Origin of the sequence: Microbacterium sp. NPDC090003 (assembly GCF_044748385.1) — a bacterium.
In the GTDB taxonomy this organism is placed as follows: domain Bacteria; phylum Actinomycetota; class Actinomycetes; order Actinomycetales; family Microbacteriaceae; genus Microbacterium.
The window spans coordinates 167,458-181,242 of record NZ_JBIVFW010000001.1 but is presented as its reverse complement, the minus strand read 5'-3'; the positions used below and the strand labels follow the sequence as shown (position 1 = coordinate 181,242).

14 protein-coding genes are annotated in these 13,785 nt (G+C 69.9%); 8 read left to right on the top strand and 6 right to left on the bottom strand.

The features are described 5' to 3' along the window. Positions 1–66 precede the first annotated feature (66 nt). The 5 genes from ACIPVN_RS00865 (at position 67) to ACIPVN_RS00845 (ending at position 4,954) form a co-directional block, all read left to right on the top strand. Positions 67–1,182: an AI-2E family transporter gene (locus ACIPVN_RS00865; protein ID WP_400438255.1), complete on the top strand. Its 1,116-nt coding sequence runs from the start codon at positions 67–69 to the stop codon at positions 1,180–1,182. Between the two features lie 148 nt (positions 1,183–1,330). Next, positions 1,331–1,891 (top strand): hypothetical protein, encoded by a 561-nt coding sequence (locus ACIPVN_RS00860; RefSeq protein ID WP_400438253.1) that lies wholly within the window; start codon positions 1,331–1,333, stop codon positions 1,889–1,891. A 42-nt stretch (positions 1,892–1,933) separates the two neighbouring features. After that, a complete protein-coding gene (locus ACIPVN_RS00855; RefSeq protein ID WP_400443269.1) occupies positions 1,934–2,923 on the top strand; it encodes an NAD(P)H-quinone oxidoreductase in 990 nt (329 codons plus the stop codon). Between the two features lie 10 nt (positions 2,924–2,933). After that, positions 2,934–4,616 (top strand): MFS transporter, encoded by a 1,683-nt coding sequence (locus ACIPVN_RS00850; RefSeq protein ID WP_400438251.1) that lies wholly within the window; start codon positions 2,934–2,936, stop codon positions 4,614–4,616. A 74-nt stretch (positions 4,617–4,690) separates the two neighbouring features. Beyond that, positions 4,691–4,954 (top strand): hypothetical protein, encoded by a 264-nt coding sequence (locus tag ACIPVN_RS00845; RefSeq protein WP_400438249.1) that lies wholly within the window; start codon positions 4,691–4,693, stop codon positions 4,952–4,954. A gap of 32 nt (positions 4,955–4,986) precedes the next feature. On the opposite strand, the gene ACIPVN_RS00840 is transcribed toward ACIPVN_RS00845, so the two are convergent. Then, complete coding sequence (locus ACIPVN_RS00840) at positions 4,987–6,198, bottom strand: cupin domain-containing protein (protein ID WP_400438247.1); 1,212 nt, start codon at positions 6,196–6,198, stop codon at positions 4,987–4,989. A gap of 218 nt (positions 6,199–6,416) precedes the next feature. Between ACIPVN_RS00840 and ACIPVN_RS00835 the strand changes: the two genes are divergently transcribed. Continuing rightward, the gene (locus tag ACIPVN_RS00835) at positions 6,417–6,926 is read left to right on the top strand and encodes a redoxin domain-containing protein (RefSeq protein WP_400438245.1); all 510 of its coding nucleotides are present in this window, start codon (positions 6,417–6,419) and stop codon (positions 6,924–6,926) included. Beyond that, on the top strand, positions 6,923–7,453 hold the full coding sequence (locus tag ACIPVN_RS00830; protein WP_400438243.1) for a DsbA family protein: 531 nt from the start codon (positions 6,923–6,925) through the stop codon (positions 7,451–7,453). The genes ACIPVN_RS00835 and ACIPVN_RS00830 overlap by 4 nt, the downstream gene beginning before the upstream one ends. Before the next feature lie 100 nt (positions 7,454–7,553). Here the strand turns inward: ACIPVN_RS00830 and ACIPVN_RS00825 are convergent, their stop codons facing one another. From ACIPVN_RS00825 to ACIPVN_RS00805, 5 genes are all read right to left on the bottom strand, one after another. Further along, positions 7,554–8,747, bottom strand: coding sequence for an MFS transporter (locus ACIPVN_RS00825; RefSeq protein WP_400438241.1), 1,194 nt, complete (start codon positions 8,745–8,747; stop codon positions 7,554–7,556). Positions 8,748–8,762: 15 nt separating this feature from the next. Next, positions 8,763–9,479 (bottom strand): esterase/lipase family protein, encoded by a 717-nt coding sequence (locus ACIPVN_RS00820; protein WP_400438239.1) that lies wholly within the window; start codon positions 9,477–9,479, stop codon positions 8,763–8,765. Positions 9,480–9,562: 83 nt separating this feature from the next. Then, on the bottom strand, positions 9,563–10,441 hold the full coding sequence (locus tag ACIPVN_RS00815) for an alpha/beta fold hydrolase (RefSeq protein ID WP_400438237.1): 879 nt from the start codon (positions 10,439–10,441) through the stop codon (positions 9,563–9,565). Continuing rightward, positions 10,438–11,766 carry a PucR family transcriptional regulator gene (locus ACIPVN_RS00810; protein WP_400438235.1) on the bottom strand — a complete coding sequence of 443 codons (1,329 nt, stop codon included), beginning with the start codon at positions 11,764–11,766 and terminating at the stop codon, positions 10,438–10,440. The genes ACIPVN_RS00815 and ACIPVN_RS00810 overlap by 4 nt, the downstream gene beginning before the upstream one ends. Further along, positions 11,763–12,605: a helix-turn-helix domain-containing protein gene (locus ACIPVN_RS00805; RefSeq protein WP_400438233.1), complete on the bottom strand. Its 843-nt coding sequence runs from the start codon at positions 12,603–12,605 to the stop codon at positions 11,763–11,765. The genes ACIPVN_RS00810 and ACIPVN_RS00805 overlap by 4 nt, the downstream gene beginning before the upstream one ends. Positions 12,606–12,803: 198 nt before the next feature. On the opposite strand from ACIPVN_RS00805, the gene ACIPVN_RS00800 reads away from it, so the two are divergent. Next, positions 12,804–13,748 carry a Dyp-type peroxidase gene (locus tag ACIPVN_RS00800; RefSeq protein WP_400438231.1) on the top strand — a complete coding sequence of 315 codons (945 nt, stop codon included), beginning with the start codon at positions 12,804–12,806 and terminating at the stop codon, positions 13,746–13,748. Positions 13,749–13,785: the final 37 nt, after the last annotated feature.

Here is a 13,785-nt window from a genome sequence, read left to right as displayed (position 1 = left end):
CGTCAGGGACGGTTGCTAGGTTGGTCACTCACGGCGTGAACGCGCCGCAGAATGGGGAGGAACCCGATGGGACTGTTCCGACGACCGGAGATGCCGACGCCCGCAGAACCGGGGCTCTGGTCGCGAGGGTTCGGATTCGTCGCGACTCGCAGCCTGCAGACCCTGATCGTGCTCGCGCTCGTCGCCGTCGGCGTGTTCGTGATCACGCAGCTCTCCCTCGTCTTCATCCCCGTGACGATCGCACTCATCCTCGCGAGCGCGATCCATCCGCTCGTCGCCCTGATGCGCCGACGCGGGATGCCGTCGATCCTCGCCACCTGGATCGCGCTGATCGGCATCCTCGCGGTGCTCGGCGGTGTCGTCTGGATCATCGTGCTCACCGTGCGCTCGCAGTGGGACGACCTCGTCGACTCCGCCACCGACGGCATCGCGCAGGTCACCGACTGGCTCGGCACCCTGCCGTTCGACGTCGGGGCCATCGACCTCGACGACGTCTGGGCGAGCGCGCAGGACTTCCTCACGAGCGCCTCGTTCGGTCAGGGTGCTCTGGCCGGCGTCTCGGCCACCGCGAGCTTCTTCACCGGACTCGCACTGATGATCGTCGTGCTGTTCTTCTTCCTCAAGGACGGCCCCCGCATCTGGGAGTTCCTGCTGCGCCCCTTCACCGGCGAGAGCTACGAGCGTGCGCGCCGGATCGGCGACAAGACCGTCGACGTCTTCGGCGGCTATATCCGTGGCACGTCGATCGTCGCCGCGGCCGACGCGCTGGGGATCGGCATCGGTCTCGCGATCCTGCAGATCCCGCTCGCGGTCCCGCTCGCCGTGATCGTCTTCCTCACCGCCTTCATCCCCCTCGTCGGCGCGACGGCCGCCGGCATCCTCGCCGCGCTCGTGGCCCTCGTGACGCACGGTCCGGTGGCGGCGCTGATCGTGGTCGGCATCGTGGTGCTCGTCAACCAGCTCGAAGGCAACTTCCTGCAGCCGGTCGTCATGGCGCGGTCGCTCAAGCTGCATGCCCTCGTCATCCTGCTCGCACTGACCGCGGGCACGATCCTCGGCGGCATCGTCGGCGCCGTGCTCTCGGTACCGCTCGCCGCGGTGGCCTGGGGAATCATCACCGTGTGGGACGGACCGCACACCCCGGCTCGCCCCTTCCGCAAGAAACGGTCCGAGACCGTCTGACGCCGGGCCTCGACAGCCGACGAAGCACTCCCCGTCCTTCGTCGGATGCCCCGTGCCGGGCGATATGGGGAGATGGAGGAACGCGAGGACGACACCGGGAATCCTGCGTGGCTCTCCCCTCCACCCGGCACGAACGAAGGATCCCCTCATGGCTGTCACCGTCCGCTCCGACCTGGTGCTCTCCCACGCCGTCGTCACCTCCGATGTGACCGGCAACTTCGACGACGTCGACATCGAGTCCTGGCTCAAGAACCTGCCCACCCACGAGTACCAGCGCTGCGCACCCGGCGACCACAAGGCGGCCGGCTACACGGTCGACGACGACGGCACGCCCATGTCGATCAACGTCGAGGTCATCGGCACCGGCCTCGTGATCCAGCAGTACCGCTACGAGGTCGCGAGCAAGCACTATTGCAAGATGGTCTCGATCTCCGACATCCTCACCCCGACCGGATGGACCACCACGCAGGTGATCTGGGAGCTGGGCATGGAGCAGCTCGACGGAGACCAGCTGCGCTACGTCAACACCGTCACCTCGCACCCGACCGAGGAGTTCCTCGAATTCATCACGGCCAGCGGTGCGACGTTCGAAGAGGCCGCGGCCGCACGCCAGAAGGCCTCCGGCCAGCACTGCGAGCTCGAGACCCCGCACTATGCGCAGAGCATCATCGCGTACGCGAAGAGCAACCCGGCCACGGCCGCCGCCTGAGCGTTCCCCGCTCGCACCCGATCCGAGAGAAGGCATCCCATGATCTCTGCCGTCCGTTTCACGCACCCGGGCCCGCCCGATGTGTTGCGTCTGGTCCCGGTCGCGCGACCCGAACCCGACGCCCACGAGGTACGCATCCGCGTGCATGCGGCGGGGATCAACAACGCCGACCTGCTCGAGCGTCGGGGCCACTATCCGGTGCCTCCAGGGGCGCCGGAAGGCCCCGGCCTCGAGTGCGCCGGCGTGATCGATGCGGTGGGTTCGGAAGTCGACGGCTGGAGCATCGGCGACGAGGTGTGCGCCCTGCTCGCCGGGGGCGGCTACGCCGAGGCGGTCGTCGTGCCGGCGACGCAGGTCATGCCGAAGCCCCGCTCCCTCACGATGGTCGAGGCAGCGGGTCTGCCCGAGGTCGCCTGCACGGTGTATTCCAACCTCGGCATGATCGCAGGTCTCACCGCTGGGCAGACGGTGCTCGTGCACGGCGGGGCGGGAGGCATCGGCTCGTTCGCGGTGCAGTGGGCGAGGGCGATCGGCGCACGGGTCATCGCGACGGCGGGTAGCGACGCGAAGGCGGCAGCGGCCCGCGCCTTCGGCGCAGACGTGGCCATCAACTACCGCGATGAGGACTTCGCCGCAGCCACCCTGGCCGCCACGGACGGGCGCGGCGCCGACGCCATCCTCGACATCGTCGGTGCCCCGTACCTCGAGCGCAACATCGAGAGCCTCGCCCTCGACGGACACCTCGTGATCATCGGCGGGACGACCGGGCCGACGACGCTCGACCTGTGGGAACTGATGTCGCGCCGGGCGAGCGTCTCGGCCACGCTCCTGCGTGCGCGGCCGGCGGCGCAGAAGGCCGCGATCGTCGCCGGCGTCATCCGCGACGTCCTCCCGCTCGTCGACAGTGGTGCGATCCGCGGCGCCGTGGATGCCGTCTTCCCGCTCGCCGAGGCCGGCCGTGCTCATGCGCTGCTGGAGAGCGGGACGACCGTCGGCAAGGTCGTGCTGGACGCGACCGCCGAGCGACTCTGACGGCACGCGCATGGACCGCCCGACCGAACCGAAGCCCGCAACGGGAGACCACGCCGCATCGGATTCCTCCGCCCGCGAGCGCATCTGGGCGCCGCTCGCCGTCCCGATCTTCCGCGCACTCTGGATCACCGCGCTCGTCAGCAACATCGGCACCTGGATGCAGACCGTCGGCGCGCAGTGGTTCATGGTCGAGCAGCACACGCATCCGCTGCTCATCGCCCTCATTCAGACGGCATCCGCCGCGCCCGTGCTGCTGCTCGGCATCCCCGCGGGGGTGCTCGGGGAGTTCCTGAACCGCCGATCGCTGCTCATCTGGATGCAGACCCTGCAGGTCCTTCTGAGCGCCGCTCTGGTGATGCTCACCGCGACCGGCGAGATGACGCCATACCTCCTGCTGATCATCACCCTGCTCCTCGGCGCGGCGACCGCGGTGCAGTTGCCGGCATATCAGGCTCTTGCGACCGAGATCGTGCCGGTGAGGTTGGTGCCGATGGCGGCGTCGCTGAGCGCCGTCTCGGTCAACATCGCCCGCGCGATCGGCCCCGCGATCGCCGGAGTGCTGCTGTCGGGTTTCGGCGTCGCCTTCGTGTTCGGAATGAACCTCCTCTCGTTCGCCGCGTTCCTCGTCGTGCTCGTCACCTGGCGCACCTACCGTCCGGATGCGCGACAGGCCGAGCGTTTCGTCGACGCGGCACGGGCGGGAGTCCGCTACGTCACCCGCGCCGCCGTCGTGCGGCGCATGTACGTGCGGCTCGGCGCCTTCGTCGTGCCCGGCAGCGTTCTCTACGCCCTCCTGCCCCTCATCGCGACCGAGCGGCTAGGGCTCGACTCCGCAGGCTACGGCCTTCTGCTGGCGGGGATCGGCGTCGGTTCGATCGGCGCCGCCTTCCTCATGCCCGTGTTCCGTTCGTGGGGAGCCAACCGCACGGTGCTCGCAGCATCCGTCCTGTTCGGTGCGGCAACGGTCGGCGTCGCCCTCTCGCCGACACTCGTGCTCGCTCTGCCCCTTCTCGCCCTCGCCGGTGCCGCGTGGATCGGCGTCGTCGCCACGCTGAACGGAGCGGTACAGTCGTTCCTGCCGGTCTGGGTGCGGGCGCGAGGGCTCTCGGTGTACCAGATGGTGCTCTACGGCTCGATGGCAGCGGGTGGGCTTCTCAGCGGCGTCGTCGCAGGCTGGGTCGGCGCTACAGCGGTGACCTCCGCCGCGGGCGTTGCCACGCTCCTCGTCGCGGCGACGCAGCTCTTCTGGCCGCTCCTCGAGACCGCCGACAAGAAGCGCGAGACGTTCGCCCTCCCTCTCGCCGAAGCGTCCGTGGACGTCGACGGCGCGAGCCCCACCCTCGTTCTCGTGCGCTACGACGTCGCACTCGAGAACGTCGACGCCTTCCGTGCGCAGATGCGCCTCGTCGAGCACAGCCGTCGGCGCACGGGGGCCCGCACCTGGGCGCTCTACCAGAGCCGCGAGGACGGCGGCTGGGTCGAGGCCTTCGGCGTCGGCAGCTGGGACGAGCACCTGCAGCAGCACCGGGCGCGACTCACCCGCTACGACCAGACGGTGATCGAGACGGCGGGCGCGCTGGCGAACTCGGTGGAGGTCGAGCATCTGGTCGAGACGGCGGATGCCGGTGCTTCCCGCAGCGCACACCGTGCGGGCGCTGCGCACCAGTCACCGCCGCACTCCGCCTCCTCGTGAGCGGAGCTTCCCGGACGCTCCGTGAGCTCACCGGTTAGACCACGGTCGTCGTTGCGCTGCTCGTCCCCGCGGCGGTGCGGCGACGCGATGCCCTCGTTCGGGGGGATCACCGCTGGGCGTTCGCGTTCACGCCGGAGTCAGCGCGCGTCCTCGTACGGCTCACGATCGGGATCCTGCTCGCCCTGCTGATCAGCGCAACGCTCGGGCTGCACCACGCGGCCTGGGTGCTGCTCGCGGTGCTCGGCATCCTCCAGAAGGATGCCGACGTCCACCGCGGCACGATCACGGGCGGCGACCGCGACCGCCTGCTGGAATCGGTACGAACGGGGGCGGCGTGACCCGTCGGTCGCACCGCCCCGTTCCGTCCCGCTCAGCGCAGCGGAGTGATTCCCTGCGCTCCGCGCGGGAACGTCGCGAGGACCGCCGGGTCGATGTTGAGATGCGCCGAGACGAGCTGCGGCGGAACGTGCGAGAGCCAGTTCGCGAGCGAGATCTCCTCGTACTTGTCGGTGCGGAAAACCTCGAGGAACTGCAGCACGTCATCACCGGTGTTCTCGATGTAGTGACCGAAGTTCTTGCGCACGACGCCCACATCGCCCGCGCGGAAGTCGCTCGTGTTCGCGTGCGGCCCCGTGTTGAACACGGTCATGCGGGCGGAACCGCGGAGGTAGTACTGCCATTCGTCTGCGTTCGGATGCCAGTGCAGTTCACGCATCGAACCGGGTTCGACCGTCACGAGCGCCGCGGCGACCGTCGACGAGTAGCGGTAGTTGGTGGAGTCCGCGATCCGGATCGACCCGCCCGAGTTCTCGTAGAGCGGCTTCGACCGCGAAAGCCGGAAGATCACCGGCTCCATCCCCCACTCGACGCCCGCGGCGGCCTGATCGACCTCGAGCGCCGGCGGCTCGTCACCGGGGAAGATCCAGAGGTTGTGCAGTGGGATGTCGGAGAACACCTCCTGCGCGACACCGAAGTTCTTGGCGAGCACCTCGGGCGGGGTGTGCGCGAACCAGTCGGTCAGCAGCAGCGTGTTCGACTCGGACTGGTCGCCGTCGTCGAAGGCGAGCACGAACTCCGCGCCGTGCGGGCCGAGTCCCTGCAGGGAGTGCGGGGTGCCGGCCGGGAAGAACCACAGGTCGCCCTCCTCCACGTCCTCGACGGCGGGAAGCCCCGAACGGCTCAGCGTCGTGACACGCGCCTTACCCCGCGTCATCACGGCCCACTCCGCGGTCTGGTGCCAGTGCAGCTCGCGGATGCCGCCGGGCTCCAGGTACATGTTCACCCCGGCGATCTCGTCGGAGATGTGGAAGTCCTGCTTCGTGAGCTCCCGCGCCCACCCGCCGCGCTGCACACGCCGCGGGGAGATGTTGAACGACGACCAGAAGAACGGTTGCGTGCTGATGTCGGTCGCCGGCGCGTGCATCTGATTCGGGAACTGCGACTCGACGACCTCGTTCTGCGGCCCGCCCATGGTGTTGCTCTGCGGACGGTCGGTGATGTTCGCCTCGCCCTCCTGCGGCAGGTCGGGGTTCCCGAGTGTCGGGACCTCATGCCCCAGCTCGGCGTTCGCGGACGTGTCCATGCGGTGCTCCTTCATGATGGTTCCGGACGATACCGAGGACTCTGCTCGCTCGTCCGCCGCCGGTACACACCCCCGTGACGAATCGGGTTTCGACTCTCGTCGGACGGGGCCGACCCGGCGCGGCGCTCGCATGGGGACATCCCCTCCTCGACACCTGTCTGGACGAGTCCGGACGCACGCCCTAACCGGCGGCCAGCGGCGGCAGGGAGAGTGGAGCCATGACAGACACCCCTGAGACCGCGGGCCGCGGACGGCTCCTCACCGCCGGGACCATAGCGCCGGACTTCACGCTGCGCGTCACCGCCGATCAGTCGCTGCGACTCGGCGAACTGCGCGGTGCGCCAGTGGTCCTCGCCTTCTACCCCGCCGACTGGAGTCCGGTGTGCGGGGATGAACTCTCCGTCATCAACGCCGCGCTGCCGATGCTCCACGAGCGCCACGCACAGGTCGTCGCCGTATCGGTCGACAATGTGTGGTCGCACGAGGCGTTCTCCTCCGCGCACGGGCTGCACTTCCCGCTCCTCAGCGACTTCGAACCGAAGGGCGCGGTCTCCCGCCTCTACGGCGCCTACGACGACAGCACCGGTGAGAGCCGTCGGGCCCTCTTCGTGATCGACGCGGCGGGCGTGATCGCCTGGAGCTATCTCTCCCCCGTCGCCCTCAACCCCGGCGTCGACGGCGTGCTGGACGCGCTCGACGCTCTCACCCCCGATGAAAGGAGAGGATGATGTCCTCGCTCCGCATTCCCGTCTCGACCGACGACCACAGCACCGGACCGGACGACGCCTCCGTCGTGCTCGTCGAATACGGCGACTACCAGTGCCCCTACTGCGGCGAGGCGTACCCGGTCGTCAAGAAGCTCCTCGCCGAACTGGGCGACCGCGTGCGCTTCGTGTTCCGCAACTTCCCGCTCGCCGAGATGCATCCCGAAGCGGTCGATGCGGCATTCGTGGCGGAGTTCGCCGCATCGCACGGCGCCTTCTGGGAGGTTCACGACCTGCTGTACGAGAACCAGTCCCGACTCGGATCGCCGCTCTACGCCGAGATCTGCGCGAAGCTCGCCCTCCCCGTCGCCGATCTGCGCGCGGCGGTACAGGAGCAGCGTTACCTGGCGCGCATCCGCGCGGACGAGGAGGGCGGCATCCGCAGCGGCGTAAACGGCACGCCCACGTTCTTCCTGAACGGCGAGCGGCTCGACGGCGGCACGGCCGAGCTGCCGGACGCCCTGCGCACGGCGGTGCAGCGCGCGTCCTGAGCGTCGAGACACCATCTCCGCCTCGAGACGCCACGGCACACGTGACGTCTCGAGGCGTTCGTGGTGTCGCGACACGCGCGGCGCGCACCGCGCAGTGCGCTCAGCGCGCGATGCGTCGCATCCGCAGCGCCGCCACCACCGTGACGACCGCCACGAGCACGACGAAGACCAACAGCACGACGAGTTGCGGCACCACCGTGAGGGCGGCGCCGATAGCCAGCACCGGGACGGCGAGTCCGCAGTAGGCGACCAGGAAGATCGCGGCGAGCGTCTCGCCCCGGTGACCCGGCTCGGCAACCTCGGATGCCGTGGCCAGGGCGCACTTGAACAGCGCCCCCACGCCCGCACCGGCGACCACGCCGCCGACCAGGAACAGGGCGAACGACGGCAGCACGGCGCCGAGCGCGATCGCCGCGAGACCGATCCCGCAGGCGAGTGCGGCGAAGAGCAGTTGCGAGCGCCGTGACACCCGGGCGAGGAGCACCTGGGCGGCGGCCGCGGAGCCGAAGACGAGGAAGACCGTGACACCGGCGACGAGGTGACGGGTCTCGCCGAAGGTGCCGACGAGCAGTGTCGGGGCGAGCGAGGTGAACAGGCCGAAGAGGGCGAACCCGGCGAAGGCCGCGAACCCCGCCGCCACGAATGCTCCGCGCGACGACGCGGGAACCGCGATCCGCTGCGGCCGGTACTGCCGGTGCTGCGGCGCGACCGTCTCGGGCACGAGCGCCACGGCGATGGCCAGACAGATCAGCACGATCGCGAACACGGTGTGCGGCAGATGCAGCGGATCGGGGAGGTAGTCCGCGAACACACCTCCGATGAGCGGTCCCAGCGCGAGTCCCCCGAGATTGGCCCCGCCGGCCACCGACGCCGCGACGATCGCGTTCTCGTCGGGTCGGGCCCGAGCGCGCAGCTCGCCGAGGTGCGCGGTGGCGGTCGCCGTGAGGATGCCGATGCTCACGCCGTTCACGACGCGGGCGACGAGGAGACCGGCGACATCGGTGAAGACCATGAACAGCACCGCGGAGAGCGCCGAGACGAGGATCGCGATCACCAGCATCCGCCGGCGCCCCATCCAGTCGCTCACGTGGCCGAGCAGGAACAGGCTCGCTACCACTCCGACCGCGTAGGCGGCGAAGACGACCGTGACCACCGACACCGGGAACCCGTCGAGCTGCTGATACAGCGGGTACAGCGGCGTGGGCACCGTCGAGTAGGCCATCACCAGGAGGAAGGCGAGGGCGACGACCCAGAACCCGGTCGCGCGCCCGGTGGGGGTTTCGATATGTCTCACAGTGCATTCATTCTGTCAGCGCACGGCATAGGCGGCGTCGACGATCAGCCGGGCGACGTCGCCGGGGTGCGTGTGCAGCACGAGATGCGGACCGGGCAGTTCCCTCAGGTCGCGCACCCCCGCCCTTTCGAGCCCGAAGCGCACCGCATCGGGGTTGATGAGGCGGTCGGCGGTCGCCACGATGCCCCACGACGGTCGTTCATGCCAGGCGGCGACCGTGGCTGGCTCCGCCAGTACCTCCGCGTCGAGCGGGCGCTGGGTGACGGCGAGCACGGCGGCCTCATCGGCGGGTATGCCGAGGGCCGTGAGGAAGGGGAACTCCTCGATCCGCACCGAGATCTCCGCGGCATCCGCCTGTCCCCGCACGGGATAGGCCGCCTCGTCGAAGTAGGGCATCGCCTCCGGGTCCGGGAAGCGGCGGTGCACGTCCTGCGCACTCTCCCCCACCTCGAGCACGTACCCCTCGATGAAGACGATGCCGCGGACGTTCGCCGCATCGCCGGCGACACCCGCGACCGTGGCACCGTACGAGTGCCCGACCAGCAGCACCGGGCCGTCGATCCGTTCGACGAAGGAGCGCACGTACGCGGCATCCGCAGCGAGGCTCCGATTCGAGATCGCCGGCACCCGGACCTCGAGGCCCTCGCCGAGGAGCCGCATCGCAACCGGCGACCAGCTCGCCCCGTCGGAGAACGCTCCGTGCACCAGCACGACCGTGGGCTTGATGGCCATCTCACACTCCCTTGCGCCGGGTCCCCGGCTCTCGCCCTTGACGCTACGGCAGAGGAGGGGCGGGCCTTTCCGACCGCTTGTCGTCAGTGCATTGGACGACTGTCGAGTGCGCCGTGCTCGATATCGCGAAGGAACGCACCGACGACCGTGTTGAACGCCTCGGGATTCTCGAGGAACGGGAAGTGCGAGGAGGCGATGTCGCGCGGGAAGACATGCACGCGAGCGCCGGGGATGCGCTCCGCCAACCATCGCTGGGACTCCGGCGGCACGTGGCTGCCCTCGCATCCGATCACGAGCGTGGGCACGCGGATGCCGCGCACCACGTCGCGCCAGTCCTGGGTGCCGTGATCGATGAGCAGCGGCACCGCGGCATGCGGCGGTGTGCGGGCGACCTCACTCATGACGAACGACCAGAGCTCCTCGTCCACGGAGCCGGAGAACATGCCGCGCACGAACGCGCGCACTGCGCTCTCGCCCTCCGGACCGGCGACCGCATCGGCCAGAGCCACGAGGCCGTCGACGGGAAGGATGCTCCCCGCCCGCACCCGTTCCTCCTCGCTCATCCAGGACTGCGCGATGACCGCCGCGGGCTGGTCGACGACGACGAGGGATCGCACGCGCGCGTCGCCGAAGAGTTCGAGGTGCGACCAGGCGACGGATGCCCCCATCGACCACCCGAGCAGATCGACGCGATCGACGGCGAGCGTCGTCAGCACATCGCGCAGGTCGGCGGCGAGGCGGGCGATGCGGTAGCCGTGGGTCGGCGCCTCGGAAGCTCCGTGCCCGCGCATGTCGAAACTGATCACGCGGCGAGCGCCGAAGCCGGTGAGCTGGTGACGGAACATCTCCTGCGATTGCGACCAGCCGTGCAGGAGCAGCAGTGGGACACCGTCTCCTCCGGTGTCCCTGGCGCGGAGCACGACCCCGTCGCTCGTGGTCACCTCGACGCGGCGAGCGCTCATCGGATGTGACCCGCGTTCTCCCAGTAAGCGGCGAGCTTGAGCCCGAGGTGCAGGGCACTGCGCTGCATGCCGTCGTCGAGGGCGTCGCGCACCACCTGGGGCATGTTCTCGAGCCGGTAGTACAGCGTCGTGCGGTGGATGTGGAGCACCTCGCACACCTGTCGTACGTGCCCGGCGTTGTCGAGGAGCGCCTCGACGGTCTGCCGGCGCAGCGGGTCGGCGTCGTGCACGAGGGCGAAAGCGGCGGGCGAATACCACGAGAGCCGGCGGGGGTCGGTGAGCACGTCGGAGATCAGCAACCAGGGCCCGACGTCGTCGGCGTGCAGGCTCCTGCCGAGTTCGGGAAGGAGCTCTGCGACGGTGGCGGTGGCGATCGCCCGCTCGGCGACGGGATGCAGGTCGTTGTCGGCGTCTGAGAGCCCGGCGGCGCCGATGGCGCGCAGCAGCACCCCTGCGCGTTCCGCTTCGGCGATGACGGCGGCGTCGAGGCGGTCGGTCTCGCCGCGACGGCCGAGGAACAGCAGAGCCGCGCCGATCTCGCCGATCAGCACGAGCGCCGACCGAGTGGCGCTCTCGACGGCGCGACCGAGTGCGGCGCGCTGGACGACGCCGGTGTCGTGGCCGATCGCGACGGCCCGCACGAGGGTGTCGGCGTCGCGGGTGACGCCATGCGCGCGCACCGCCATGCTCAGAGCATCACGACGGGCGACGGGGTCGGCCGCCAGCAGCGAGCGCATCACTCCGTCACGGGCGGTGAGCGCGGTGCTCTCGGTCTGGGCGGCGAGGACGGTGCGCACGACGTCGACGGCGGCGTCCAGGGCGCGGAACTGCTCCTCGCGCAGCGGAGGCAGTCCACCGGTGATGAGCCACAGGATTCCCAGGAGTGTGTCGTCCGACCAGATCGGAATCGCGAGTCGCTCGTGGGCGCCGAACTCCGCGAGATCCACGGTCCGCGGCCTCCGGGACTGCGTCAGCTGCAGGCTCTCGACATACGCCCGTTCCCGCGGTGGCGTGACCCGACGCAGGAGTGCACGTGCGCGGAGCTCGTCGATCTCGTCGCCCTGCGCGCTGGCGACGATGGGTCGGAATGCGGGGTCGTTGATGACGATGGAACGGTCGAGTGTCTCGGCGAGCTCGTCGACGAGGTCCTGCAGGTTCATGCCCGCCACGCGCCCGCGCACGGTGAGGAGGTCGCCTCCGGATGCCGCGGGGTGATGGTCATGCTGCTCCTCCCGGCCCTCGTCGTCGGGCCTCGCGCCCGACGCTACGGGAGCGAGGGCGAGCGCGGGGAGGCCCGCGTTGTCCCACCCACCGCTCACGGTCATCGCGCCGCCTCCACCGCATCGGCTCCGATACCGCCGGGCAGTTGATCGGCGAGCCGTGCGAACACGGCGGCGGTGACGGCACCCGGGGGTGCCGAGAGCACGGTGAGCTGATGCCCGGGCATGCTGCGCACCGCGAAGTTCTGGGCGTCCACCGGGATCTCCCCCGCCCCCTCGACGAGGATGTGGAACGTGGCATCCTCGGGACCGGACACATCGTGCCGCGCCCACATGCGCACGAAGTCGGGATCCGACGACAGCTCGGCCACGATCTCCCGCAGCCGGGGCGAGTGCGGGGCGGCATCGCGTCTCAGCGTGGCGACGGCTGCACGGCTCATCGCCTCCCATTCCACGAGCGTCTCCTTCATGCGGGGCACGAACAGATGACGCAGCTGGTTCCCGCCTGCAGACAGACCGCCGTGCCCGAACACGGTCGCGAGAGGGTTCGCGGCGACGATGTCGCGGTGAGGATCGGTGACGTACGCCGGGGTGTGCGTCCAGGCGGACAGTGCGCGCACGATGCGATCTGCCGAGTCCCGGGGAACGGGGGCGGGGGTCTGCAGCCGCCCGGAGACGAGGCGGAAGGCGTAGGCGGTCGCCTCATGGTCGAGCCTGAGCACCCGGCAGAGGGACAGGAGCACCTGGTCGGAGGGTCGGGCCCCGCGGCCCTGCTCCAAGCGCAGGTAGTACTCCCTGCTGATCCCCGCCAGGGCGGCGACCTCGTCGCGCCGGAGCCCCGTGACCCGCCGTCCGGGGGTGGGAACGATCCCCACGTCCTCGGGCTGGGTGACGGCGCGGCGGGCGCGGAGGTACTCTCCGAGAGAGGTCGATGAATCGTCCACAGGGCGGGCTCCGCTCGTCGAGGGCGTGTGGGGGCGTCTGCGACGCTACGCGGGCGAGACGGGGCGCACATCACCTGCCCCGCGGGCGCACATCCCCTCCCTGCTGTCGCGCGGTCCCTCGTCATCTGTCGGATGCACCGCACACCGAGTTCCGCGAAACTGACACTCCCAGAGTCCACGAGGGAAGGATCGGCGCGAATGACGGACCAGGACCCCCGGGCGGCGGTGCAGGCCGTCGGGTCTCCTCTCACGGCGAACGCCGTCTTCCTCGTCGTCGACGTCGCGCCCGGCGCGGCCGATCGGGTGCGCGGCCTCCTCGCCGATCTCGCCGGATCGATCAAGTCCCTCGCCTTCCCCTACTCCGATTCCGCGCTCACCTGCACGGTCGGGATCGGAAGTGCGATCTGGGACGAGCTCACGGCACTCCCCCGTCCGGCTCAGTTGCGAGCGTTCACGCCCGTGCTCGGGGCGCACCACACCGCGCCGTCGACCCCCGGTGACCTGCTCTTCCACATCCGGGCCGAGCGTGCCGATGTCTGCTTCGAGTTCGAACGCCGTCTGCTCGAGTCGCTCGGCGACGCGGTCCGCGTCGTCGACGAGACCGTGGGGTTCCGCTCCTTCGACCGGCGCGACCTCCTGGGATTCGTCGACGGGACGGCGAATCCGATCGGTGCCGAACTCGACGCAGCGGTGCTGATCGGAGACGAGGACCCCGCGCACCGCGGTGGTTCGTACATCGTCACGCAGAAGTACCTGCACCCGCTCGCCGCCTGGCGCGCCCTGCCGACCGAGACCCAGGAGGCGATCATCGGGCGCACGAAGCTCGAGAACGTCGAGCTCGACGATGCGCCGTCGGGTCAGCAGTCGCACAAGTCTCTCGCCACCATCGTCGACGAACAGGGCGTCGAGCACGACATCCAGCGCGACAACATGCCCTTCGGCCGCCCGGGCCATGATGAGTTCGGCACGTACTTCCTCGGATGCTCCCGCGATCTGAGCGTCATCCAACGGATGCTCGAGCGCATGTTCCTCGGCGATCCGCCCGGACTGCACGACCGCCTCCTCGATTTCTCCACCGCCGTCACCGGCTCCGTGTTCTTCGCCCCGCGGCCGGAGGTTCTCGCCGCTCTCGGGGACGACTGACCGTCACTCGGAGAACGACTCCACCCCCGTTCCACAG